Raw genomic sequence first — 23,505 nt, 5'->3', positions numbered from 1 at the left:
AAATAAAGGTCTTTTTTAGTGTTACATATCAAATAATGCATTAAAAATTTCCGACATAACAGGATGAGTCACGACTTGATCTCTAAGATAAGTGTAAGGAATTTGATTGTCCATGGCCATCTTGACTTGATTGACTAGTTCATGAGCTTGATCGCCGAAAAGGGTAACTCCTAAAATCTCATTTGTTTCCTTGTTGACAACCGCTTTATATAATCCTCTTGTATCATTGATAACATCTGAACGCGTTGTGCCACTTACAGGTGCAGTATTGGTTAGTACCTGATACCCTTGTTGTTTGGCTTCTGCTTCGGTTAATCCGACTCGAGCAAATGAAGGTTCAATATAAATAGCATAAGGGACATGTTGGCGCTCAGAAAGTTTGCGTTCTCTTTTTCCTAATACATGGTCCGCAATTAATTTAGCATCATTAATGGTGATATAGGTGAATTGGTAACCTCCTCTAATATCCCCTAAGGCGAAAACATGTTCAGCTGCCGTTTCAAAAAAATCATTGACTTTGATTCCGCCTTTTTCATCCAATACAATATCTGTATCATCTAAATTTAAATAAGCAGTATTTGGTTTGCGGCCAGTAGCTACCAAAACGGCATCAAATATAAACTCTTTTTCGTCCTCTGTTTCAAGTCTTACTTGTTCTTTTTCATTTGAAAATTTAGTTGTTCTTGCATTCAACTGAATCGTGATTCCTTTATCTTCAAAAACTTTTTGAACGGCTTCTGCTACTTCGCGTTCTTCTTTTGGCATAAACTGATTGCCCGTTTCAAAAAGGGTGACTTTTGATCCAAACATCGTATAGATCGAAGCAAATTCTAACCCAATATTTCCTGCACCAACAATACCTAAATTTTTAGGTATTTCAGGTATTGATTGGAGTTCTGTACTGTTATAGATTCCTTTCGTTTCTTTTAATCCTTCAATTGGTGGGTAGCTACTTTCTGAACCGGTATCAATAAAGATATACTCTGCTTCAAGTTCTTCCATTTTATCACCTAAATCGACCGTTATCACATGATTGGATTTAAATGAACCTGTTCCGGTATACAAGTCGACCCGTTCATTTTTTTGCATACTGGTAAACTCTGTATTTCGATTTCTTTGGGTAACGTCATTTTTGCGTCCCAATGCCTCAGCATAGCTTTTTTGTTCACGAGCATCGTGTTCTAAAATTTTGGTAGGGATACAACCGATATTTACGCAAGACCCGCCATACATCAACTCATTTTTTTCAATCAACGCCACTTTCCATTCTTCTGCTGTTAACTTAGTTGCCAAAGTTCGAGCACCTTGACCAAATCCAATAATAATCGCATCATACTTTTTCAAAATAACACCGTTCCCTTCTGAATTTAGTTAAACACGTTTCCCGAATATGGTTTTAGTATACCATTTAGATAATCTAAGCAGGTATAATCTGCTTGTACCCTTTTTCATATAATTTATTCTGTCAAAATAGCTTAGTTCACTAAAAAACCATTCAAAATTTCCCCTGATTTTATCAATTTGCCTTTTGTAAACTATTGTTATAAATGGTATCCTTTAAAAAAAGACTTAGAGGCAGGTTATATTACTTATGGCAAAAAATCTTGATCTTTCTAATCGCATCAATCAAAATTATTCACTCCTATCAAAAAAAGAAAAACAAGTGGCTACATTTATACTCGAACACAAACATGATATTGCGTCTTGGAATATTAAAGATCTTTCTCGCTTAACAGCAACCTCAAATGCTACTATTTCACGTTTTTGTGCAAAATTAAATTACCGGAACTTCAGTGAATTTAAATCGTTTGTCATTCAAGAACTAGGAGGCACTCCTGCTCCACTGCAAGTACCCGTAAAAATTGCGAGTTACTACACACAGTTGATTCATTCAGCATCTCAATTGATTGAAACAAAACAGATCAATGATTTTGTGGAGGCTATTCATCTTTCCAACAAAATTTTGATTTGCGGTGTTGGCAATTCGGGATTGAGCGCTATGGAACTGAAATATAGATTAGTCAGAATGGGATTAATCGTTGACGTAGTGACCGATCCACATATGATGTTAATGGATGCTATATTGTTAAAAAAATATGATTTGATGATTGCTATTTCAAATTATGGTAAAACACAAGCTATTATTGACGCCTGTACTATCGCAAAAAAAGAACAAGCTACCGTTTTTGTGATTACTAATCAAAATCATACTCCTCTTACAAACATTGCTGATCAAGTACTATTCGCTTCGGGTAGGACAGCCATTCCAGATGATCAATTTATTAACAGTCAATTGCCGATTCACTTTATTTTAGATGTATTGTGTTATGAATTATTAGAAAACAAATCATATAAACAAAACCGCAAAAAGACGTTATCTGCTTTAGATTCACATTTAAAATAATGTGACCATCTAAGAAAATGATTGAATGGATTTATTTCTATTTCAAATAAAAAAGTTAGTAAGGAGAGAAGTTAACCCCTCTTCTTTACTAACTTTTTTACAATTTTACTTTACTTCTTTCATTTTCCCAACAAATCCAGCTGTAATCAATTGAGGACGCGTGATTGCACTCCCTACTACGATTGAATGAACTCCAAGCTCCATACATCTTTTAGCCTTCTCGGGTGTATCAATATGACCTTCAGCAATAACAGGAACAGCAATGGATGCTAAAATTGTTTTTAACCTTTCAAAATCATTATCTGCAATATTTTCTCCTTTTGATTCTTTCGTATATCCCATCAAAGTAGTAGACACACAGTCAAAACCTAATCTTTCTGCTTCGATAGCTTCGTCAATTGTTGCTGTGTCCGCCATTAGTAAAATCGCAGGATATTTTGTACGAATGCTTTTTACAAATGACTCTAGCGTTTCTCCATTCGGTCTGACCCGATCAGTAGCATCTAGTGCTATCATTTCACATTTAGATTCAGCTAATTCATCAATTTCTTTCATCGTTGCTGTAATAAAAATTTCTGAATCGTCGTAGTCTCTTTTTACAATTCCAATAACCGGTAAATCAGTATTTTTCTTGATTTCAATGATATCTTCTTTTGAATTCGATCGGATTCCTTTTGCTCCACCTTCTTCAGCAGCCACAGCCATTTTTCCCATAATATAAGAACTATGCAATGGTTCGTTGTCTAACGCTTGGCAAGAAACAATTAATTCTGATTTCACTTTATCTAACATATTCATTTTATTCGTCTCCTAACATTTCTTCAATCTCGTTTTTTATAACAGATACTTGTGGACCATAAACAACTTGAATGCCATTTCCTCTTTTGATCAATCCTTGACTCCCTGTCTCTTTTAATAGAGCTTCATTTACTAAGGCTTCATCCTTTACAGTAACGCGTAATCTTGTTGCACAGTTGTCAACATCCACTAGATTTTCTTCGCCACCAAGACCATTAATAATATCTAGTGCACGGCCTTCTACTTTAGTTTTAATTCCGGCTACTTCTATTTTATCTGTTCTACCAGGTGTTTGGAAGTTGAATTTCTTAATCAGGAATGTGAATGTAAAGTAGTATAAGAAGAACCAAACTATTCCAATAACCAAAACCATAATCCAGTTTGTTCGTTCATTTCCTTGCAACACGCCGAATAAGATAAAGTCAATAAATCCCCCAGAAAACGTCTGACCAATCGTTATTTCAAAGATATGCGCTAACATGAATGCAAGACCGTCGAATACCGCATGTACCACATATAATGCAGGTGCTATAAATAAAAATGAAAATTCAAGCGGTTCTGTGATACCTGTTAAAAAGGAGGTCAATGCAGCTGATAACATCAGCCCTCCGACTACTTTTTTATTTTCTGGTTTTGCTGTTTTATAAATAGCAAGTGCAGCCCCGACTAATCCGAACATCATTGTGATAAAACGTCCTGACATAAAACGTGCTGTTCCACTAAAGAATTCTTGTGTTGCTGGATCAGCTAATTGTGCAAAGAAAATATTTTGTGTTCCTTGAACAAGTTCTCCGCCAATTTCCATTGTTCCTCCAACAGCTGTCTGCCAAAAAGGAAGATAAAATATATGATGCAATCCAACAGGTCCAAGCATGCGCAGGATAAATCCATATAAAAACGTTCCTAAGTAACCAGTAGCGTTAACCACATCTCCTACATTTGTAATTAGCCCTTGGAATAGAGGCCATACAAAGTACATAAACGCTCCTAAAATAATTGCCGAAAATGACGTAATGATTGGAACAAAACGCGAACCACCAAAGAATCCAAGATAGGTTGGCAATTCAATTTTATTAAAGCGATTGTGTAAATAACTGGCTAAGATTCCAACAATAATCCCACCAAATACTCCTGTTTCAAGAGTTTGAATACCTAATGTACTTCCTTGACCAACAGCGGCAAGATTATCTACAGCTAATGATCCATTAATAGTTAAAATAGCATTTATTGTCGAATGCATCACTAAGTAGCCTATCAACGCTGCTAATGCAGCTGTCCCTTTATCTGATTTTGCTAACCCAATCGCTACCCCTACCGCAAATATAACCGGTAAGTTACTAAAAACAATATTTCCAGCACTACTCATAATAGTAAAGATTGCTTGTAACCAAGCTACATCTAAAACAGGATAAGCACTAACCGTATTCGGATTAGATAGTGATCCTCCAATTCCTAAAAGTAATCCTGCAGCAGGTAGAATCGCGATTGGTAGCATAAATGATTTTCCGAATTGCTGTGCTTTTTCAAAAAACGTTTTCATTTTTTCATTCTCCTTTTTTCTTTTTGATTTACAGTTAGTGTATACTATGAAAACATTTCCGTCAATAACAAAATAAAGGAAATGTTTCCAAGATTAAGTAAAATATAATTGTCCTAAAAATTGAACACAAAAAAGTTGAACACTTTTTATTATTCCTATCAGCGTCCAACCTTGACCATTCTTATTCAATTTCTTTACTAAAGTTGATCTTCTTTTCTTCCTATCCTTGGTTATTATTTTTCGTGCAATCTTCTTCATTCGTATTCGTTATCTTCTTCTGATTCTTCAAGTTCATTTGCTTCTTGTTTTTTCTTTTCCGCTAATTTTAAATCATCATAAATAAAAACATTGTGAAAAAACTTTAAAATTGGCCGGGCAGTTAGAAAGAATGCACCTATTAAATAAAGGTAGGTACCATAAACATCTGGAATGGGCGTTAATGTTGCTAAACTTCCAATCATATAAAAGACACCTGTCAGGATATCATTGGTTAGCGAGATAAGGGCATAGCGATTTTGAAAATACAATCGAAACCTTCCAGTCTTGATTTCTATATCCTCTTCCTTGTCAGGAATAACGTCATGTTTTTTCCGTTCAATTTTTGGCATATTGATTTACCTCCACTTTTTAATGCCCATATAATAAATAGTATACAAAATCCCCTATTTACATTCAAAAAAAAGGTATCAGAGTGCTCTTTCATTAAAAAATAACTACTTTATTATTAGAATTTGCATGTTTTGTATTCTAGTATTAAAATTGATAAGCTGAGATGAGAAATCAATCACATAGAAAAAGTTAAGGGGAATTAGCATGTATAAAAAAAGAAAACTATTTAGTCTGGTATGTTTTGGTTTGGTGTTTCTATTAAGTTCTTGCGGATCAGAAGAAGCAGTAACAACCGAAAAGAACGAGACAACAGAAGGTGTTCTTGCTTCTGAACAAGTCATGCATTTAATTGTAGAAGGTGAGTTAGCAACAACTGATAGCGTTCTAGTAGCTGAAAACATTACATTTGCTAGTATCAATCAATTTATCGAAGGTCTCTATCGTTTAGACGAGAATAATGAGCCTGTTCCTGCTTTAGCTGAAAGTAAAACTATTTCAGAAGACGGGCTGACTTACACCTTTCATTTAAGAGACGACGCTACGTGGTCAAACGGCGATCCGGTTACCGCACATGATTTTGTATTTTCATGGCGTAAAAATGTTGATCCCACTTCTGGAGCAGCTTATGCCTATTTATTTGAAAATATAAAAAATGCTGCTGACATTATGGCAAAAGAGCTGCCAATTGAGGAACTCGGTGTCAGCGCTTTGGATGATACAACTTTAGAAGTTACACTTGAAACACCGATTGCTTACTTCCCTGCTCTTATGTCATTTGTTTCATTCTTTCCACAAAATGAGGCTTTTGTAACTGAGGCTGGTGATCAATATGGAACTAGCGTTGAAACGACTCTTTCAAATGGTCCTTTCGTATTGACTGATTGGAGTAGTGGAGTAGATGAAAAGTGGAATTACGAAAAAAATCCTACTTATTGGGATGCTGAAAACGTTCAGTTAACCAAGATTACGAATCAAGTCATCAAAGAAGTTGCGACTGGCGTAAACTTATTCGAGAAAGGCACTATAGACAATGCCTTATTATCTGGTGAATACGCCAAACAATTCCAAGATGATCCTAGTTACACAGTAGAATATTTTTCAAGAACTAATTACTTAGAGGTAAACCAAACAGATAATCCTTATTTGAAAAATGAATCGTTTAGAAAAGCTCTTGCCTTAGCTATTAATCGTGAAGAATTAACTTCTGTCATTTTGAATAATGGTTCTTTACCAATCACTGGATTGGTTCCAGATCACTTTGTTAAAAATCCTGAATCTGATACAGAATTTGCTGAAGAAGCTGGCGAATTTTATACGTATGATTTGCCAGAATCCAAGAAATTATTAGCAGAAGCTAAAGCTGAACTTGGGGTAGATACGATTGAACTTGAATTGCTTGGTGATGACGATGAAACAAGTAAACGCGTAATGGAATATCTACAAGGAGAAATACAAAATAATCTAACCGGTGTGAAAATCAACTTGTTGAATGTCCCATTCAGTGCACGTTTAAGTAAAGCTGCACTAGGTGATTTTGATTTGATTTCTTCTGGTTGGAGCGGATATGTATCGGACCCAATCATCATGCTAGATGTTCTGTACAGTACCTCTTCTTATAATAATGGAGGCTATTCTAATAGTGAAGTAGATCAATTAATTGATGATGCAAAAGGAATTCACGCAAATGATGCTCCCTTGCGTTGGAACGATATGTTAGCAGCTCATCAAATTGCAGTCGAAGAAGCTGCCATTATTCCGTTGTACCAAAAAGGAGAAGCCATGTTGCGCAATCCAAAAATTAAGAATATCAGCATCAATTCAGTTGGAGCTAGATACAGTTATAAAGATGCTTATATTCTTGAATAACGAGGCTTGAACAGCCATTTGAGAATAGCGAAAAGGGTCTGCTCATCATTTTCTTGATGAGCAGACCCTTTTTGTTCTATATCTATTAATTGTTTACTAAAGTTTTTCAAAAGAAACTTCCTTCTGGAAAAGCTACTTTTAGAAATACCTTTAGAATCTGTAGGTGGATAAGCAAAAATGGCTTGGACTTGTGTACCAGTTTCTTTTATTGTGGCAAATGATTCATGAAATTTTGAAAAGCAAAGCCTTCAACTTCTTTTACGGTAAATTTCTCGAGTAAAGCTTGGATAAAATTTTGCGTTTCTCCAGTATGTGACAACCCTTCAATATGTGTACTGATCCCATCAAAATCAGATCCAAATCCAATTGTTCGCACAGCATTCAACTCAACTAACCGTTCAACATGAGGAATCAAATCAGTTATAGTCACCTTTTTATCCTGTCCTTCTTCAACTGTAAATGTTGGGTTAAAGATGACATGGATCATAGCATCACGTTCAATCATCGCCTTGATCTGCTTGTCATTTAAATTTCGAACATGGCTACAAAGAGAAAGAACATTTGAATGAGTAGCAATGGGGTAGCTCGCGCATTTCATGACATCCCAAAAACCTTGAACACTTAAGTGAGAAACATCTGTAAAAACTTTGCGTTCATTTAATCGTTTGACAATTTCAAATCCAAAATCCGTTAATCCCCCACCTCTTGGTTCTCCAATTCCATCTGCTGCAAGGTTGGCTGGATTCCACGTTAGACCTACTGACAATACGCCTGCATCTAATAAGTACTCTAACTTGTTTAGATCATTCCCAATAGAAGAGACGCCTTCTAACGTTAAGAATGATCCTATCTCGCCTTCTTTTAAATCTTTGATCTCTGTCCATTTTTTTATTTGTTTCATTTCAGGATTTTTACCAAGAACATCCTTTTGATAATAGTCGATTTGTTCTAGAACAGCTGCAAATTGTTTGTCAGAAAGAAGCTCTGGCTCGATAAAAATAGCAAAAGCTTGGACTTTTACTTTTCCTTGCTTCAATCGTTCAAGATTTACATCTAGCTGGTCAGAATCTTTAAAATTCAACGTTCCTTGGCTTTTTTGCATCTTATAAAGGACATCACAATGCATATCAATACTATTCATATTCGTTCCTGCTTTCCGCTTCTACACACTTAATAGCTATTTTTCTCATCATACTGCAATCATTGTAGGAGTGCAACAGTAAAAAAAGAAACATATCCAGCTGCTTTAGCTGTCCATGTCCCTATGGTTTAATTCAATTTGTTTTCAAGAGTTGGTTCTTCAACAAAATACAGGACCGATCCACCTATAATAAAGAGGATAATCAAAGCAAATACGCCATTTAAAGAATTCCCGGTTATTTGAGAAATAATCCCGACTAAGAGAGGTCCAATAACAGCTGCAAATTTCCCGAAAATATTATAGAAACCAAAAAATTCATTTGCATGTTTCTTCGGGATCAATTGTCCAAATAGCGAACGGCTAAGCGCTTGTACTCCGCCTTGGGCTGTTCCAACAAGAACAGCCAATATAATGAAGGTCAGCAATGAATCTAACGTGAGTGCATAGATACAAATAAAGGTATACGTAACGATTCCAACATAAATCATTTTTTTGTTGCCAAATCGGCCAGCTAAAATCCCATATAAAATTGAGAAGGGAAAAGCTACAAACTGGCTCACCATCATCACTACGATTAAATCGTTAGCAACAAGTCCAATATCTGATCCAATAGCGGTCGCCATTTGAAAAATGGTACCTACGCCATCAATGTAAAAGAAATAGGCAATCAAAAATAAAAAGACATTACGGTATTGACGAACATTCTTAATTGTTTCCCATAACCTGGAAAAACTACGTTTAACAACATGCGATTGTCTTTCAATATACGTTTTTTGTTCGACATTTTTCCAGTATGGAATGCTAAAAACCAACCACCATAAAGCCGTTGCTACAAATCCACCTTTAATTAAGGCACTTTGCGAAATAGGAAGAATACCGGTTAATTGAAAAAAAATAAAAATAACAAACGGAATTGAACTGCCTATATATCCCCAGCCATAACCGGCACTGGATATACGATCCATTCGATCTAAGGTGGTAGAATCGACTAGTGAAGCATCATAAAAGATATTTGCTGCGCCGTAGCCAATTGAAGAGACTGCGTAAATAATCAACAGTAATAACCAATTTTCATCTGGAATAAATGCAAAACTAAGTGTGGCAATGATTCCAAGTCCCGTTGCTAAAGTAAACATTGGGTTGCGGTAGCCTTTATAATCAGCAACCGCTCCTAAAATAGGAGCCAATAATGAAACAACCAATGTTCCAATTGCATTCGCATACCCTAAATAAGCTGTTGAGTTTACGGCACTAACACCTGCACCTTCAGAAACTGCCTTGAAAAATAAAGGAAAAACAGCTGTCGTTATCATGATCGAGTAGGCTGAGTTAGCCCAATCTTGTAAAATCCAACTTTTTTCAGGTAATGTATACTTAAATTGTTCCTTTTGTATAGCCACTATTGACACCCCTTTACTTAAATAAAGTATTTAAAACTTTTCCATCAACCACATCGGGAAATTTTAGCCCAATCGCATGTAAGAATGTTGGCCCTTCATCGATCAATCGAGCAGCCGGTAAAACGGCAGCTGAATCGATCCCAGGACCTGAAATAAAGAGAGTCGTTTCATAATGATCTTTTTTAGGACTATAACCATGTGTACCTTTATGAAATGCGGTCTTGCCGTCCAAATTAATTTTTTCTAAAAAGGGGCCATCGCTGCCACTGATAAAGTAATAGCCTCGCTTAGCTTCCACTAAAAAACTACAGGTATCATTTGCACCTAGTTCAGCTGCTTCTGCTTGCGTGTAAATAGTCTCAATTTGTTCTGGATGCTTTTCTAAAAGCTTTTGTACATCAGCCAAGTTTATTCCGGATTTTGTATAGATGTAGCATGAACCATCTGCTCCTTTAGCCAATACATCCCATTCTTGGATCAGTCCGTCTTTGCCTTCTTTTAACCAGCCTTGCATTTTAAATAGTTGATTCAACCTCACAACTGTGTGGGCATCTAGTTGATAATGATCCCCAAATACTGCTAGTACGGTCTCTTCAAAGATTCCTTTTTCTTTCATAGCAGTGATAATTTGCTTTAAGTGTTCATCCATTCGTTCAATGGCTACCCTTGACTCTTTAGTATCTACACCAAATTGATGTCTCGTGCTGTCTAGATCAACTAAATGGATTGCCATTAAATCAGGATTTTTAGTATGGATCGTATCAACAATTCCAGCAGTTAAGAAATGGTCTAGTTCCGGTTGGTTGATTCCTTTACGGATTTTGCCGAATTTACGTTCTAAATCAAACACAAATTTTGGTGAGGAGGCCCATAATGAAATGAGTGCCTGTGATTGCCAAGGTCGATTAGCAAAAATCTCCGTAAAATTGTAAGTGATTGCTTTGTTTCGACCCATCACAGGCCACAGGAAAGAAGCAATCGTGTATCCTGCTTCATGAGCGACATCAAAAAGAGTGGGAACTTGGATATCTTTTGCATACCAGTGCCAATCAGGTGATTTTCTTTCGGGTTGTAGATATGTATTATTCGTAATACCGTGTTTCTTAGGGTGTACTCCCGTTACAATAGAAGTATGAGCTATATAGGTCAAAGATGGATAGACCGTTTCCACTTTTTCTACTAAAGCACTGCGATCCAACAAATATTTAAATGTTGGTAAGGTACGAGCATACGCCAAATCTTTTGCTCCAAAAGCATCTAAAGAAATCATATATAAGCGCTTTTTCTTCATTCATTTTTCTCCTTTTCTATTTATTATCTCATAAGTTTACTTTTGAAAAAGAGTATTTCTGTCATTTCAGGTAACTGATTTTATTGGCTCTAAGTCAAATAGTGTGGATGCTTTAAAATAAAATCCCTTCTGGAATAGGCGTGTTTGCTTGTGAAGCTTGAAAGTCGGTAAGCCTTTAGACTTACCGACTTTCAAGCTTCAAATAAACTGTAAACGCTGAAGCGTTAACGGTTTATAATTCTCATTGAATCCTGTGTATAGCTACAAGTAACTCTATTCCTCCAAAAATTTTGGGTGAGTCATTTAACTCATTTATTTATCCACACTAAAAATTATATAGCCCTTTTATTTATTTTTTTGTAAAAAAAAAACACTGATAAAATCAGTGTTTTTTCCGACAATATTTATTTACATAAATAGGTCCCATGAATTCCACAAAACAGAGGGGTCCAAACACCTGCATCTTGCAGTCGTACCTAAGTACAGTCGTGTCTTGTCTAAAGTTCCAACCACTTGTCGCCGCAGCGAAATGACCGAAGTCACCTGGTTGGAGGTCAACTCATCGCATGTATATACTTTAACATGTATATTCGTTAAACACAAGAAGATTCCTTTTCTTTTTTGTCATTATGCATAAACCATTTTTTATTTTCCATGCTTATCATTGGTACTAACTATTTAGCTGTTCTATAATGGGGTTGATTCAATAGAGGAGTTTCTTCTCTATATTAGGCAAGACTTTATTTTAAGGAGGCCTTTTTATGAAAGAGGAAGTTATTGTAAATTATTTAGATCGCCATGGATTAGAAGCAAAAACAGGCGCTACTATTTTAGTTGAAAGAAAAACACGTAATCGAAAATGGTATGCTACATTGTTTGGAAAAAACGAAACTGAAAAGATCTACTTAAATTTTGCTGAAAGAGAATTCGTTATTTTGCCAATTGTCCAAGATTCTCTAGCCCTTGTCGAAGGTGACTATGCTCAAGTCCCGTTACTAGAAGTTAAATCAATTTATTTCAAAAAACAACTTAATCATTATTCCTTAATGATCCAATACAAAAATGCTACCGCTGACGATGACCGTCTTAAAAAATACAAAGTACCTAAAGAAGTCGCTGATTTACCTTGGCATAAAGAAAATCTATACAATCTAATTGAACGCTTTGGTTTAAAAGAATAAAAGTAAAAAATAGATTAAAAAACGGTTTTTAGACAATATTGTCTGAAAACCGTTTTTTAATCTAAAGTTTTTGGTGTTACCAGACTAACTGCATGCAATTTATTTAAGACTGGCCGGATTTTCAAGAAACCATGTACCGCCTAAAACCTAAAGTAAAAAAGTTATCTTAATTTTGAATAACTTCGATTTTATAACCATCTGGATCAGTTACAAAAAAATAAGTAGCTGCACCATTTGGAAGAACTTTTACATCTGTAACTTCATAGCCACTAGCTTTATACTCTTTTTGAGTTGCATTTAAATCATCTACACCAATAGCAACATGACCATAACCATTACCAAGTGTATAGGCTTCTTCTTGATCATAATTATATGTTAATTCTAATTCGTAGTCGTCATTATCTAAAGCAAGATAAACTAGGGTGAATTTAAACTCCGGAAAGTCTAAACGACGAGCTTCTTTAAAACCTAGTATCGTTGTATAAAATTCCATTGATTTTTCTAAATCTTTCACTCGAACACAAGTATGCAACATTTTTTTTGCCATGTTTCAATCATCCTTTCATTTCATCACTTCATACTTCTCTATTCTAATACAATTCTATTTAGACTTCAAAGGTTAATCATTCATGTATTTCTAACGGCAAATCATCAGGATCTGTAAAAAAGGTGAATTTTCCACCTGTGTATTCGTCTATGCGCACTGGCTCAGTTTCAATTCCTTTTTGATTCAATAGCTGAATGGCTTCATCAAAATCCTCCACATAAAAACACAAGTGTCTTAGCCCTGCTGCTTCAGGTTGTGTAGGTCGTTTTGTTGGATTTGGGAAAGAAAATAATTCAATTTCACTCTCTCCCAATTTTAAATCCAGTTTGTAGGAATCTCGTTCTGATCGATAGTTTTCGCGTACGATTTCTAAACCTAAAATTTCAGTGTAAAATTCTTTTGATTTTTGATAGTCAGATGCAATAATTGCAACATGATGAATTTTTTTTATGTTTAACATACTTTTCCCCCAATTAGTTTAGATGTCGCGGATCATTTCAATACTTGTAAAATCCGAGTTTTCATTATCGACGATATCGTGAATAGTTTTAAATCCAAGGGCTTCATAAAACAAAAGATCCTCTTTATTCGATTTCAAGAAGCTGACCAATTGAGTGTTATTTCCTAATAACTGCTGCATTTGTGTTAAGTGATCAACTAAACGTTTTCCAATCCCTTTTCTTAAGTAATTGGAATCAACATATAAAACGAAAATTTTACCTACTTTTGAATCAACGGTGCCTCCACCGATTACGCCAATAATTCGTTCATCTAATCGAGCAACGATCCATCCGCTCCATTTAGCAGATACCTCTTCAATTTCTTTTAAGATTCTTTCAGGATGATAATACTCTTCAACCTTTTCTTGCACTTTTTCCTTATCTTTTACAATTGCTGCTGCATAAGCATATCCTTCGGTACAAATAGCAATGATTTGATCAATATCTTCTTTGGTAGCTAATTCAATACGAACCTTTTCAACATTCAGACTTTCTTTTACATTAACCTGTTTCATATTTTTCTCCTCTTATTAAATTGCTCAATAAAGCATTTAATTGTTTTCCATTTGCTTAACCATAATTATTTGGTTTCTTTAAATTAGCATTAAATGATCTATTTGTCACTAGCTTATCATTTAAGAGTAGAAATATTTTTTTGCAGTACTCACTTGATTTAAGCTATACTTCTTATAGTCTACTTTTATAAGGAAGGATGAACAAGATGAATATCAGTACAATCATTTTGCAACAGTTAAGCAGTATGTTCATCCTCATACTTTTCGGATACATACTTGTTAAAAATAATGTTTTAAATGCTTCTGGTACCAAGCAGATTGCTAAAATGTTAGCAAATTTCATCACCCCTGTGCTTTTATTTATGTCTTTCCAACAAGTTTTTGATTCCAATCAATTCAAATGGTTTCTTGCAACAATTGGAATTTCAATTTTATTGTTGGCGGTTCGCATTTTAGTGAACTATTTTTTCTTGCACAATGCCTCTCGAACAGATCGTTATGCCACAACCTTTACAAATGCAGGATTTATTGGGATTCCGTTAGTTTTAGCAGTCCTTGGTTACGAAGGTGTTTTTTTTGTAGCTGCTTATATTACTGTAACAAATATCCTACAACGAACTTATGGCATTTACATCATTTCAGGGGATAAAGCTATGATTACTCCTAAGAATGCCTTATTAAACCCGGCATCTCTAGGAGCTCTTATTGGATTGATTTTTTATTTACTGCGCATACAGCTACCGACTCTTTTCAGTGATTCACTTTACACAATTGCTGATTTAAATACACCACTAGCCATGATTTTACTAGGTAGTTATGTAGCAGAGTCTAAATTAATCGATCTTTTTAATCATCCTCGAGCTTACTGGACTATCTTTATATCTTTGATTTTATCTCCACTTGTCAGCATTGCTCTACTATGGCTATTGCCTTTAGATAATTACTTAGTCTTTTTTGTCTTAATCATTACAACTGCTGCTCCAATCGCTGTAAATACAGCTTTGTTTTCACAACTTTATGGTGGAGACTACGAATACGGTGCTCGCTTAGTTGTGTTATCGACATTGCTTTCTATCATCAGTATGCCTTTAATGATAGGAATCGCTGAATTTGCCTTCTCAATGAATTGATTTTCTACATTAAAATTCCAAAAAAATTTTTTGATGAATAGTAGTAGTGCTTCAAAGAAATTTCTTCTGGGATAAACGGGCTAGCTTGTAAAAACCGTGGTACCGACTTAAGCCTATTGTCTTAAGTCTTTCAAGCTTCAAACAGAGCATAATCGCTGAAGCGTTAACGCTCTGTAATTCTCATTGAATCCTTGGCACGGTTACAAGCACCCCTATCCCTCCAGAAATTTTATGTAACTTGCTTAACTAACTTACCAAAAGTAAAAAAATATTGATAGAAAAGAAGTTAGGCTTATGAGTGAACTCTAAGCCAGACTTCTTTTAAATTGAAAATATTATTAAAAATGTACAACGTAGAATAATTAATTCTTCAAGAAAAATTCAATTTGTTGGTACTTTAGTTGCCATCATTATAGCTAGAGCATCTGGAGCTATGGTAAAAAGGATACTGTTAAAAAAATAATATTTCTTGAAATGAGAAACTTTTAAAACAGCCTTCAATAATTGAAATCAGATAAAATTATAAATTATTTAAAATTATAAAGATCTAAAATAATCCAGACTATTAGTCACCTGGATTAAGCCTTACTATACTATTTTGCATTAGTTATTAAAATAAGTTGCAGTTTTTTCGATATACTCTGAAGTTTCTACTAAATCTCCTGTTATAACAATACGTTTGCTACCGGCTTGTGTACATGTATATAGGGTAATCATTTGACGACCATCAACATCATCTAAAATATCTACTCTTTCTGGTTCAACAGTTTCTATTGCTGTTACATTATAAACATACACATTTTCTTCATCTGTAACATACATTTTATCATCATAATCAACGTTAAATAGTGGTGAAAATAATAATGTTGGGTCTTTCATAGCATGACTTGATAAAACATAATTTCGTAAACCCATTTCTTGACCCTCTTTATTAGTAGCAGCACCTTTTTCCATAGGGTCACCATTTTCTTGACCTACACCTTTAATAATTGAAAGTTTTAAACTGACAGATGGTATAGCTAATTTACCAATAACAATTTGACGGCTATCCATATCGTAGTAGGTATCTACTGGCTTATTTAAGTCTGTTTGTTCTAAATCTTGTGCAATAACCTCATTTAATGGTTTAACCTCTTCTACAAGTGTTTTTTCAACAGAATACTCTATATATAAATTCATTAAAGGTTCATATGCTAAAACTAAAAGACCTAAAATGAAGACAACCATAGCAATTCTTTGTTTCAGTTTTCTTCTTCTAAATATTTTCAATTGTTTATGTTGATTTCTCATAGGTTTAACCCCTTTTTAAGTAAATGAAAAGGAATATCTTTAAAGATACTCCTTTTTCATTTTAGCATCAAATTAGGTTAATTTAATGTATTTTATAGCTTATTTTTTCTTTTTACGTGAAAGGAAAGAATAGATACCTGCTAACACTGTAGATGCTCCAACTCCTGCTGTACCTAAAGTGCTAAGGGTTGAAATATCTGTTTGTAATAGTTTTGTCGGTTTGTTATTTTTATCAACGTCTATAGCTTCTTTTGAAGTTTCAGTTGCAGTTGCTTCTTCAACGGCTGTAGCTTCTTTTGAAGCTTCAGTTGCAGTTGCTTCTTCTACGTTTGTAGCTTCTTCTGAAGTTTCAATTGCAGTTACTTCTTCTACGTTTGCAGCTTCTTCTGAAGTTTCAGTTGCAACTACAACTAAATTTTGCCCATTAGTCAATTGTTCTGAGCTTAAGTTGTTCCAGGCCATTAAGTTAGCAACTGTTACATCAAAGTCTTCAGCAATTTCGGATAATGTGTCGTCCAATACTACTGTGTAAATACCATTTACAGCTAAACGATTTGCTGATTCAGGAGTTTCAGTTTCTTCCTCTGTATCTTCTTCTACTGGTGTTTCAGTTTCTTCTGTTGTATCTTCTTCCCATTCTGGGTCATCTACTACTGGTGTTTCAGAGTCATCTTCTTCTACAGGAGCTTCTTCTTCTACTGGTGTTTCTTCTTCTACTGGTGTTTCTTCTTCTACTGGTGTTTCTTCTTCTACTGGTGTTTCTTCTTCTACAGGCACTTCTTCTTCAGGGATTTCTTCTTCAGGGATTTCTTCTTCCCATTCTGGGTCTTCTTCTTCTACTGGTGTTTCTTCTTCTACTGGTGTTTCTTCCTCAACAGGAGTTTCTTCTTCTACAGGAATTTCTTCCTCAGTTGTGTCTGGTGTAAGAGTAATATTTACTGTGTAATAACTTCCGTTTGCATCAACATCTGTAAGTTGGTATGTTCCTGACTCAGTAACGAATATTGAAGTTTCAGCAAGTGAACCATCTGGTGCGGCAAATGCTATAACAATAGTTAGTTCATTCATATCTGATTGGTAGTAAGCATAAACTGTACCTGAACCATCTGATGTTTTACTTACTTTAGCATTATCTTGACCTCGATAAAGGTCTTTAGATGCTTGTGATAAGTCCATTGTAACGTTAACAGAACCTTTTTGAGCGTTTGCTGCATGTACTTCTTGAATTCCTAATATGTTATTTGATAGTGGTAAAACTGTTGTTCCAGCTATTAACCCTAATAATGCTGTTGATACCAATAAACCTTTAACCGTCTTTTTCAAAAAATTACCCCCAATTTTTTATGTACGCTTTCTAAATGATTATAGACGTTATTTAAATCGATTACAATCTTATTTTGCAAGAATATGCAAATAAAATATATATGTTATTTCTAATTGGTCTACTTTTTTGAAATTATTTTTTTAGTAAAGGAACTATATAAATAGTTTGGATAAATCTTTTGTTTTTGCTGATTGTTTTTTTAGTCGTTGCTCCAAATTTGGGCATAGTTTTTAGTTACTTCAAGCGTGGAATGCCCTAAAAACCTGGACAAACTAAATACTTCCATTACTGGTAAAAAGAGTTCTTAGCACATGTTCTTCGGTACGTATATGGACTTATACGTTTCTCAAGTCCACAATTTTTACCTGCTGTGCTAAATACCTATTGATAAGTCTTTATTTTTAAAGGTTCATTATCAACATTTATAAAAAGAATATCCGTTTGAAGGTCTGTTCCTCTTATTTTAATATATTCATTTAAAAGTACTATGTAATTTAAAAACGGATACACAAGTCTTTCTTTACCATTTTTACTTAGCCGAATCAAAATACCATCCTCTTTTATATCCTTTATTTGTATATTTAAGCACTCTCCTATACGTATTCCTACATCTAAAATTAAGCTGAAAGTAACTAAATTACGATAACCTACAAAAGTTTTATTGTATTTAAAGCAGTTTATTAGTTCTTTTATTTCATTATCGTCATGTACATCTTTTATAATTTCTCTTTCCTTTAATTTTTTTATGTTGATTATTGGATTTACAATTAGATAATTGCGCTTATCAAGTTCTTTAAAAAAAGTTTTAAAACACGCAATCGTCCATTTATAGTTGCAATTGCAACCTCATTTTTCCAGAATAAAATTAAATTTTCAATACCTTTTTAGTTAAATTTACTAATTCCGTTTCCATTTCTAAAACTTTAAGGTCACGAGAAATTACATTAAAAACTTCTAAGTATTTCCCAATCGTTCTTTCGCTTACATTTTCTAATTGTTTAACTCTCAAAAATATTTGTATATCTTCTTCAGTACTCTTTTTGTTATCCATATTATAAAGTTCATTCTGATTATCCTTGTCTAACGTTTTTTTCTTCTTGACAAAATATTTACATTCCCTTCTTTTTTAAAACATGCTTTAAAAGAACGTATAAGCACGCAATATAACATCTTTTAAAATAGCTAAATTAAAACTTTCAAGTTACGTATTTTTTAAATTGAGATAGATTTTTAAAACTTATCTTTTTGCTAAAATTGGGAAATACACCAACCTCTCACGCCAGCCCACTTGCAAAAAAACAGCCATTTTCCTCATGCTCAAAAGAGCAAAGAAAATAGCTGTAACCATTGATATGAATGTATTATGCGGCCGAGAAGACTCGAACTTCCACGGGAGAACCTCCCACCAGCCCCTCAAGCTGACGCGTCTACCATTCCGCCACGGCCGCTTATTAACAACAACTATTATTATATCAATGCTGCAATCAATTGTAAAGGTTTGGTAGAATCTATTATTTTTAGTTAAAATCGTCAATATTTTAACTAAAAAATATATTGTCTGACAGGGTCAAATACATAAAAAAAACAGATTGTCCCTTTTGATTCTATTTGTGAAGCTGAGCATCTTGCTCATGGCTTAATTAATGTAAGTATATCTTCTACGCTTACTTTTTAAGCATTATTGTAATGATATACTAAATTTGTGAAATATTACTCACTAGAACAAAAACCATATATAAAAAGGAGAAAAAATGAAAAAGTTAAGTATGACTATAACTATGCTTACAGTATTATTCATTTTAACCAGTTGTGGTACTAGCAATGAAAAGGAAGAAGTGTCTTCACAATTTTCTATTGCAGAAAGCACCTCAAGTTCTATCGATTCTGTTGAACAGAATGATTCTTCAAGTTCGATTAGCTCTGAAGTGCCAGCAGAAAGTACTCCGAGGATATCAGAAAATGTCATCCATTCTGAAGAAGAAGCTTTTACTTTCATCAAGGAACAAACTGGCGTTGAAGCTGCTAACACCGATATTGTTTATGAAGTTTTAGAATCCAATGAAGATTCTTACGTTCTGAAATTAATAAGTAAATCCCTATTTGATCAAGGTGGTTCTGGAACTGTAGGTCTATATACAATTTATACAGATGGTACTTACGAAACAGGACAGAAATAATTTCATTTGTCAGTAAAAGGTATGAAAAAATAACCCTACCTCCATTAAGAGATAGGGTTTTATTAGGTTTATTTAGAACTCAAATCTTGTAAAATAGTCCATCCCTCATTTGATTCATCTTTTGTACTACAACTAATCATAATAATTCATTTCCACTTACACCATTATCTGAAATTAGTTTCGACAAGTTCTTGTTCTTCTTCCGCCGTCAATAACCTTTCAGCTTTACCAATGAATCCGCCCTGGTCTTTCCATATCTTATTATGTACTTCGACGCTATCAGAAAAGTCGCCTTCTTTCCATAAATTAAAAACTTCACGGTAGTAGTCTTCATCTGCGAAATTCGTTTCGTCTAAAATTGATAATAACGCGTTTATGTTTTGTTCGTTTAGTTCTACGGAACCCCATTTGTCTTCCGCATATACCTTTTGGTGGGTCATATCGTGAATATCTTGCATGAATTCTTCTTCGCCTTCTTCGAATGGTAGATAGTTCCCACGTACCGGGTGACTTAAACGTGATTCTTTTTCTACGATTACACTTTCTACGCTTTCAGAACTTTTGACCGCTTTGGTTTTTCCTATCTGATTTCGTGCTGTTTCTTCGATTAAATTAATCCTCGCTTTTTCAATATACGGAAATGTTATGAAGACCACCCCACCAATTGCGACTATACTTCCTAAAACTATCAAAAATTTTTTCACTCTTTATATCCCCTTTTTACCCATTTGATTCCTTGTTTTATGTTAATTCAAAAATATGCATTAAACAACCCGTGTTCGTTAATCTACATTCACCTAATTTTTGGACTCGCCTTTTAGCATATTAAAATTAGCTTTTCCTCGAATAATTCACAAATATTTTCTTCAGCTTTATCTAGTATTGCAATTATTTTTTGTCGATATTTTCAATTGCTTTCCCTTCAATTGCAGCACAATCTTTCATAAGATAGTCGAACATGGCTTTCAATTCGGTTTTTGGTGAGCATTTGTGGTCTGATATCGTGAAGGGTTTTGGCATTACTTCCGTGATAAGAATTTAGACTTTATTAAACAACAGTAAAACTTTCCCATATTTTAATTTTCCCACAAAATTTATTTGCCAAAACAGGTTTATCCTCCGAAAGTATTCTATTGCTTTATGCTTTATGGTATGATTAAAGACACCTACTATCCCCTTTTTAGAATACGATAAAGGGTTGAAGAAATTAAATTTAGTAATTGATTTTATAACTAACTTCTTTGATTTATTGACAGTACGAGGTATACAGGTTTAAAAAACGAGTTATAGAAAGGTGATAAATTTGAATTTTAAAGAGTTTGAAGAATATTTAAACGCTAATTTAGGAAGTAAAAGTATCTTTTTTGAAAAAGCTATGGAAGATCAAATCAGAAGAAACGCCAGAAGAGCTCCTGCAAAAAGATGGAACGAAGCAAAATTAGAACGAGCTGTTAATAAAATGTGGACGGATATGGCTACAAGCATTTACAATAAATTTAAAATATCAATCAAAACTACGTCAGCTGATCCATATCAAGATTGGATTGACTTTATTGAAAAGAATGAAGCTTTAGAAAACTTAGATGAAATGATGACGGAATTAGAATTTGGATAACCGTTCATAGTAGAATAACCACTTCTACGCAAAAAGAGTTCAGACAAATGTCTGAACTCTTTTTGTGTCATACTATTTGTTTTAAGTTGATGGACTTACATCATGCCGCCCATACCAGGATCCATTCCCATTCCGCCCATTGGAGCGTCAGGTTTTGGTTGGTTTGCAACAACAGCTTCAGTTGTTAGCAATAAGGCTGCAACACTTGCTGCATTTTGTAAAGCCGAACGTGTTACTTTAGTTGGATCAATAATACCAGCATCAATCATATTTACCCATTCATCGGTAGCTGCATTGTATCCTACGCCTAAATCAACACTTTTTAGTTTTTCAACAATTACTGAACCTTCAAGACCAGCATTTGTAACGATTTGACGAACCGGTTCTTCAAGAGCACGTAAAACAATTTTCACACCCGTTGCTTCATCGCCTGTTGCTTCAATTTCTGAAACTTTACGTTGAACATTGATCAAAGCAGTTCCACCACCTGAAACAATTCCTTCTTCAACCGCTGCACGAGCTGCATTTAGCGCATCTTCAATACGTAATTTACGTTCTTTCAATTCTGTTTCAGTAGCTGCTCCAACTTTAATAACAGCTACCCCACCAGAAAGTTTAGCTAAACGTTCTTGTAATTTTTCTTTGTCAAATTCTGAAGTGGTTTCAGCTGCTTGAGCTTTCAATAAAGCTACACGTTGTGCAATGGTTTCAGTTGAACCGGCACCTTCAACAATTGTAGTCGCATCTTTTGTCACAACTACTTTACTTGCATGGCCTAGTTGGTCAATAGATGTATCTTTCAATTCTAGACCTAGGTCTTCTGTGATAACTGTTCCGCCAGTTACAATCGCAATGTCTTCAAGCATCGCTTTACGACGATCTCCAAAACCTGGAGCTTTAACAGCTACAACATTAAATGTTCCACGTAATTTGTTTAAAACTAACGTAGGAAGAGCTTCTCCGTCAACATCATCCGCAATAACCAATAATGGACGTCCTTGTTGCAAAATTTGTTCTAATAGTGGAAGGATCTCTTGAATATTCGAGATTTTTTTATCCGTGATCAAAATGTAAGGATTTTCTAAGTTTGCTTCCATCTTATCGTTATCGGTTACCATGTATTGCGATAAGTATCCACGATCGAATTGCATTCCTTCAACCACACTTAGTTCTGTTTCGATCCCTTTAGATTCTTCAATTGTAATAACGCCATCTGTTCCAACGCGTTCCATTGCTTCTGCAACCAATTCTCCTGTTTCATTGCTTCCTGAAGAAATAGACGCAATTTGAGCAATTGATTCTTTTGAGTCTACTTGTTGAGAAATAGCAAGTAATTCTTCTACTGCAACTTTTGTCGCTCTTTCGATCCCACGACGAATCCCAACAGGATTTGCTCCAGCTGTCACATTTTTCAAACCTTCACGAACAATTGCTTGAGTTAAAACAGTAGCTGTTGTTGTTCCATCTCCCGCAATATCATTTGTTTTAGAAGCCACTTCTGAAACAAGTTGTGCTCCCATATTTTCAAAATGATCTTCTAGTTCGATTTCTTTTGCGATTGTAACGCCATCATTTGTGATCAATGGTGAACCAAATGATTTTTCTAAAACAACGTTTCTTCCTTTAGGTCCTAATGTTACTTTAACAATGTCTGCTAAAATATCTACGCCTCGTAACATTGATGCACGAGCGTCTTCAGAAAATTTAATGTCTTTTGCCATTCTTCCTTCACCTCATTAAGTTAGTTTGTTCAAGTTTTTGTTTATTGGTTTTAATCTATGACTGCCACGATATCGTGTTCTTTTACCACTAAATATTCTTTACCATCGTATTTCACTTCTGCTCCAGCATATTTTTCAAATAGGACAGTATCGCCTACTTTTACTGCTACTGCTACTGTTGAGCCGTTTTCTAAAACACGACCTCCACCAACAGCTATGACTGAACCTGTTTGAGGTTTTTCTTTAGCTGAACCCGGTAAAACAATCCCACTGATTGTTTTTTCCTCTTCCTTAGCAACTTCAATGATGACACGATCTCCTAATGGTTTTAACACGTAAATCCCTCCGTCTAAATTATTTCTTCCGTTTTAGCACTCAGACAACTCAAGTGCTAAACTACTTCTTTATAATAACAAATACAGAACAGAATGCAAGAATTTTAATCTCGACTCCGAT

Annotated in this window: 23 protein-coding genes and 1 tRNA gene; 6 read left to right on the top strand and 18 right to left on the bottom strand. The window is 34.6% G+C overall.

The window, feature by feature from the left end; genetic code table 11:
• Positions 1-21: 21 nt before the first annotated feature.
• Complete coding sequence (locus tag BP17_RS03820; protein WP_035051823.1) at positions 22-1,344, bottom strand: FAD-dependent oxidoreductase; 1,323 nt, start codon at positions 1,342-1,344, stop codon at positions 22-24.
• 247 nt (positions 1,345-1,591) lie between these two features.
• Here BP17_RS03820 and BP17_RS03815 point away from each other — a divergent pair, with 247 nt between their 5' ends.
• Positions 1,592-2,404: a MurR/RpiR family transcriptional regulator gene (locus BP17_RS03815; RefSeq protein WP_035051821.1), complete on the top strand. Its 813-nt coding sequence runs from the start codon at positions 1,592-1,594 to the stop codon at positions 2,402-2,404.
• Positions 2,405-2,509: 105 nt separating this feature from the next.
• Here the strand turns inward: BP17_RS03815 and BP17_RS03810 are convergent, their stop codons facing one another.
• The 3 genes from BP17_RS03810 to BP17_RS03800 all read right to left on the bottom strand — a co-directional run bounded on the left by BP17_RS03810 (position 2,510) and on the right by BP17_RS03800 (position 5,350).
• Positions 2,510-3,202: an N-acetylmannosamine-6-phosphate 2-epimerase gene (locus BP17_RS03810; RefSeq protein WP_198022503.1), complete on the bottom strand. Its 693-nt coding sequence runs from the start codon at positions 3,200-3,202 to the stop codon at positions 2,510-2,512.
• Between the two features lies 1 nt (position 3,203).
• Positions 3,204-4,742: a glucose-specific PTS transporter subunit IIBC gene (gene ptsG, locus BP17_RS03805; RefSeq protein WP_035051819.1), complete on the bottom strand. Its 1,539-nt coding sequence runs from the start codon at positions 4,740-4,742 to the stop codon at positions 3,204-3,206.
• Between the two features lie 254 nt (positions 4,743-4,996).
• The gene (locus BP17_RS03800) at positions 4,997-5,350 is read right to left on the bottom strand and encodes a YrhK family protein (protein ID WP_035051817.1); all 354 of its coding nucleotides are present in this window, start codon (positions 5,348-5,350) and stop codon (positions 4,997-4,999) included.
• 205 nt (positions 5,351-5,555) lie between these two features.
• On the opposite strand from BP17_RS03800, the gene BP17_RS03795 reads away from it, so the two are divergent.
• Positions 5,556-7,217, top strand: coding sequence for a peptide ABC transporter substrate-binding protein (locus BP17_RS03795; protein WP_035051816.1), 1,662 nt, complete (start codon positions 5,556-5,558; stop codon positions 7,215-7,217).
• Between the two features lie 205 nt (positions 7,218-7,422).
• Here the strand turns inward: BP17_RS03795 and BP17_RS03790 are convergent, their stop codons facing one another.
• The 3 genes from BP17_RS03790 to BP17_RS03780 form a co-directional block, all read right to left on the bottom strand.
• Positions 7,423-8,358, bottom strand: a complete 936-nt coding sequence (locus BP17_RS03790; RefSeq protein ID WP_035051813.1) for a dipeptidase — start codon at positions 8,356-8,358, stop codon at positions 7,423-7,425.
• 128 nt (positions 8,359-8,486) lie between these two features.
• Positions 8,487-9,761 carry an MFS transporter gene (locus BP17_RS03785; protein ID WP_035055080.1) on the bottom strand — a complete coding sequence of 425 codons (1,275 nt, stop codon included), beginning with the start codon at positions 9,759-9,761 and terminating at the stop codon, positions 8,487-8,489.
• Between the two features lie 10 nt (positions 9,762-9,771).
• Entirely contained in the window at positions 9,772-11,049 is a 1,278-nt protein-coding gene (locus BP17_RS03780) for an alkaline phosphatase family protein (protein WP_035051810.1), read from the bottom strand.
• Between the two features lie 761 nt (positions 11,050-11,810).
• Between BP17_RS03780 and BP17_RS03775 the strand changes: the two genes are divergently transcribed.
• Complete coding sequence (locus BP17_RS03775; protein ID WP_035051808.1) at positions 11,811-12,230, top strand: hypothetical protein; 420 nt, start codon at positions 11,811-11,813, stop codon at positions 12,228-12,230.
• Positions 12,231-12,396: 166 nt separating this feature from the next.
• On the opposite strand, the gene gloA is transcribed toward BP17_RS03775, so the two are convergent.
• From gloA to BP17_RS03760, 3 genes are all read right to left on the bottom strand, one after another.
• Positions 12,397-12,777, bottom strand: a complete 381-nt coding sequence (gloA, locus tag BP17_RS03770; protein ID WP_035051806.1) for a lactoylglutathione lyase — start codon at positions 12,775-12,777, stop codon at positions 12,397-12,399.
• Between the two features lie 76 nt (positions 12,778-12,853).
• Positions 12,854-13,237 (bottom strand): SMU1112c/YaeR family gloxylase I-like metalloprotein, encoded by a 384-nt coding sequence (gene gloA2, locus BP17_RS03765; protein ID WP_035051804.1) that lies wholly within the window; start codon positions 13,235-13,237, stop codon positions 12,854-12,856.
• An 18-nt stretch (positions 13,238-13,255) separates the two neighbouring features.
• Positions 13,256-13,792, bottom strand: a complete 537-nt coding sequence (locus BP17_RS03760; protein ID WP_035051802.1) for a GNAT family N-acetyltransferase — start codon at positions 13,790-13,792, stop codon at positions 13,256-13,258.
• A 206-nt stretch (positions 13,793-13,998) separates the two neighbouring features.
• Here BP17_RS03760 and BP17_RS03755 point away from each other — a divergent pair, with 206 nt between their 5' ends.
• Positions 13,999-14,922: an AEC family transporter gene (locus BP17_RS03755; RefSeq protein ID WP_035051800.1), complete on the top strand. Its 924-nt coding sequence runs from the start codon at positions 13,999-14,001 to the stop codon at positions 14,920-14,922.
• 603 nt (positions 14,923-15,525) lie between these two features.
• On the opposite strand, the gene BP17_RS13035 is transcribed toward BP17_RS03755, so the two are convergent.
• The 5 genes from BP17_RS13035 to BP17_RS03735 form a co-directional block, all read right to left on the bottom strand.
• On the bottom strand, positions 15,526-16,212 hold the full coding sequence (locus BP17_RS13035; protein WP_051910439.1) for a class A sortase: 687 nt from the start codon (positions 16,210-16,212) through the stop codon (positions 15,526-15,528).
• Between the two features lie 99 nt (positions 16,213-16,311).
• On the bottom strand, positions 16,312-17,535 hold the full coding sequence (locus tag BP17_RS13030) for a LysM peptidoglycan-binding domain-containing protein (RefSeq protein WP_051910438.1): 1,224 nt from the start codon (positions 17,533-17,535) through the stop codon (positions 16,312-16,314).
• Positions 17,536-17,917: 382 nt separating this feature from the next.
• On the bottom strand, positions 17,918-18,229 hold the full coding sequence (locus BP17_RS13830) for a tyrosine-type recombinase/integrase (RefSeq protein WP_408605792.1): 312 nt from the start codon (positions 18,227-18,229) through the stop codon (positions 17,918-17,920).
• Between the two features lie 172 nt (positions 18,230-18,401).
• Positions 18,402-18,587 (bottom strand): hypothetical protein, encoded by a 186-nt coding sequence (locus BP17_RS03740; RefSeq protein WP_035051797.1) that lies wholly within the window; start codon positions 18,585-18,587, stop codon positions 18,402-18,404.
• Between the two features lie 313 nt (positions 18,588-18,900).
• Positions 18,901-18,984 (bottom strand) — tRNA-Leu (locus BP17_RS03735).
• Between the two features lie 303 nt (positions 18,985-19,287).
• Here BP17_RS03735 and BP17_RS03730 point away from each other — a divergent pair.
• Positions 19,288-19,713 (top strand): hypothetical protein, encoded by a 426-nt coding sequence (locus tag BP17_RS03730; RefSeq protein WP_035051795.1) that lies wholly within the window; start codon positions 19,288-19,290, stop codon positions 19,711-19,713.
• Between the two features lie 164 nt (positions 19,714-19,877).
• Here the strand turns inward: BP17_RS03730 and BP17_RS03725 are convergent, their stop codons facing one another.
• Positions 19,878-20,417 (bottom strand): DUF6241 domain-containing protein, encoded by a 540-nt coding sequence (locus tag BP17_RS03725; protein WP_035051793.1) that lies wholly within the window; start codon positions 20,415-20,417, stop codon positions 19,878-19,880.
• Between the two features lie 599 nt (positions 20,418-21,016).
• Between BP17_RS03725 and BP17_RS03720 the strand changes: the two genes are divergently transcribed.
• Positions 21,017-21,328 carry a hypothetical protein gene (locus BP17_RS03720; RefSeq protein WP_035051790.1) on the top strand — a complete coding sequence of 104 codons (312 nt, stop codon included), beginning with the start codon at positions 21,017-21,019 and terminating at the stop codon, positions 21,326-21,328.
• 95 nt (positions 21,329-21,423) lie between these two features.
• On the opposite strand, the gene groL is transcribed toward BP17_RS03720, so the two are convergent.
• On the bottom strand, positions 21,424-23,049 hold the full coding sequence (groL, locus tag BP17_RS03715) for a chaperonin GroEL (RefSeq protein WP_035051788.1): 1,626 nt from the start codon (positions 23,047-23,049) through the stop codon (positions 21,424-21,426).
• 50 nt (positions 23,050-23,099) lie between these two features.
• Complete coding sequence (gene groES, locus BP17_RS03710; RefSeq protein WP_035051785.1) at positions 23,100-23,384, bottom strand: co-chaperone GroES; 285 nt, start codon at positions 23,382-23,384, stop codon at positions 23,100-23,102.
• Between the last annotated feature and the right edge of the window lie 121 nt (positions 23,385-23,505).

The organism is Carnobacterium pleistocenium FTR1 (genome assembly GCF_000744285.1).
Lineage (GTDB): Bacteria > Bacillota > Bacilli > Lactobacillales > Carnobacteriaceae > Carnobacterium_B > Carnobacterium_B pleistocenium.
Note: the sequence above shows the minus strand (reverse complement) of the source record. Positions and strands in the feature narration are given on the sequence as shown.

What these genes read in the sequence shown, in the direction of transcription:
- BP17_RS03815 (WP_035051821.1), top strand. Translation starts at nt 1,592, where the DNA reads ATGGCAAAAAATCTTGATCTTTCTAATCGCATCAATCAAAATTATTCA.
- BP17_RS03810 (WP_198022503.1), bottom strand. Translation starts at nt 3,202, where the DNA reads ATGAATATGTTAGATAAAGTGAAATCAGAATTAATTGTTTCTTGCCAA.
- ptsG (WP_035051819.1), bottom strand. Translation starts at nt 4,742, where the DNA reads ATGAAAACGTTTTTTGAAAAAGCACAGCAATTCGGAAAATCATTTATG.
- BP17_RS03800 (WP_035051817.1), bottom strand. Translation starts at nt 5,350, where the DNA reads ATGCCAAAAATTGAACGGAAAAAACATGACGTTATTCCTGACAAGGAA.
- BP17_RS03795 (WP_035051816.1), top strand. Translation starts at nt 5,556, where the DNA reads ATGTATAAAAAAAGAAAACTATTTAGTCTGGTATGTTTTGGTTTGGTG.
- BP17_RS03790 (WP_035051813.1), bottom strand. Translation starts at nt 8,358, where the DNA reads ATGAATAGTATTGATATGCATTGTGATGTCCTTTATAAGATGCAAAAA.
- BP17_RS03780 (WP_035051810.1), bottom strand. Translation starts at nt 11,049, where the DNA reads ATGAAGAAAAAGCGCTTATATATGATTTCTTTAGATGCTTTTGGAGCA.
- BP17_RS03775 (WP_035051808.1), top strand. Translation starts at nt 11,811, where the DNA reads ATGAAAGAGGAAGTTATTGTAAATTATTTAGATCGCCATGGATTAGAA.
- gloA (WP_035051806.1), bottom strand. Translation starts at nt 12,777, where the DNA reads ATGGCAAAAAAAATGTTGCATACTTGTGTTCGAGTGAAAGATTTAGAA.
- gloA2 (WP_035051804.1), bottom strand. Translation starts at nt 13,237, where the DNA reads ATGTTAAACATAAAAAAAATTCATCATGTTGCAATTATTGCATCTGAC.
- BP17_RS03760 (WP_035051802.1), bottom strand. Translation starts at nt 13,792, where the DNA reads ATGAAACAGGTTAATGTAAAAGAAAGTCTGAATGTTGAAAAGGTTCGT.
- BP17_RS03755 (WP_035051800.1), top strand. Translation starts at nt 13,999, where the DNA reads ATGAATATCAGTACAATCATTTTGCAACAGTTAAGCAGTATGTTCATC.
- BP17_RS13035 (WP_051910439.1), bottom strand. Translation starts at nt 16,212, where the DNA reads ATGAGAAATCAACATAAACAATTGAAAATATTTAGAAGAAGAAAACTG.
- BP17_RS03740 (WP_035051797.1), bottom strand. Translation starts at nt 18,587, where the DNA reads ATGGATAACAAAAAGAGTACTGAAGAAGATATACAAATATTTTTGAGA.
- BP17_RS03730 (WP_035051795.1), top strand. Translation starts at nt 19,288, where the DNA reads ATGAAAAAGTTAAGTATGACTATAACTATGCTTACAGTATTATTCATT.
- groL (WP_035051788.1), bottom strand. Translation starts at nt 23,049, where the DNA reads ATGGCAAAAGACATTAAATTTTCTGAAGACGCTCGTGCATCAATGTTA.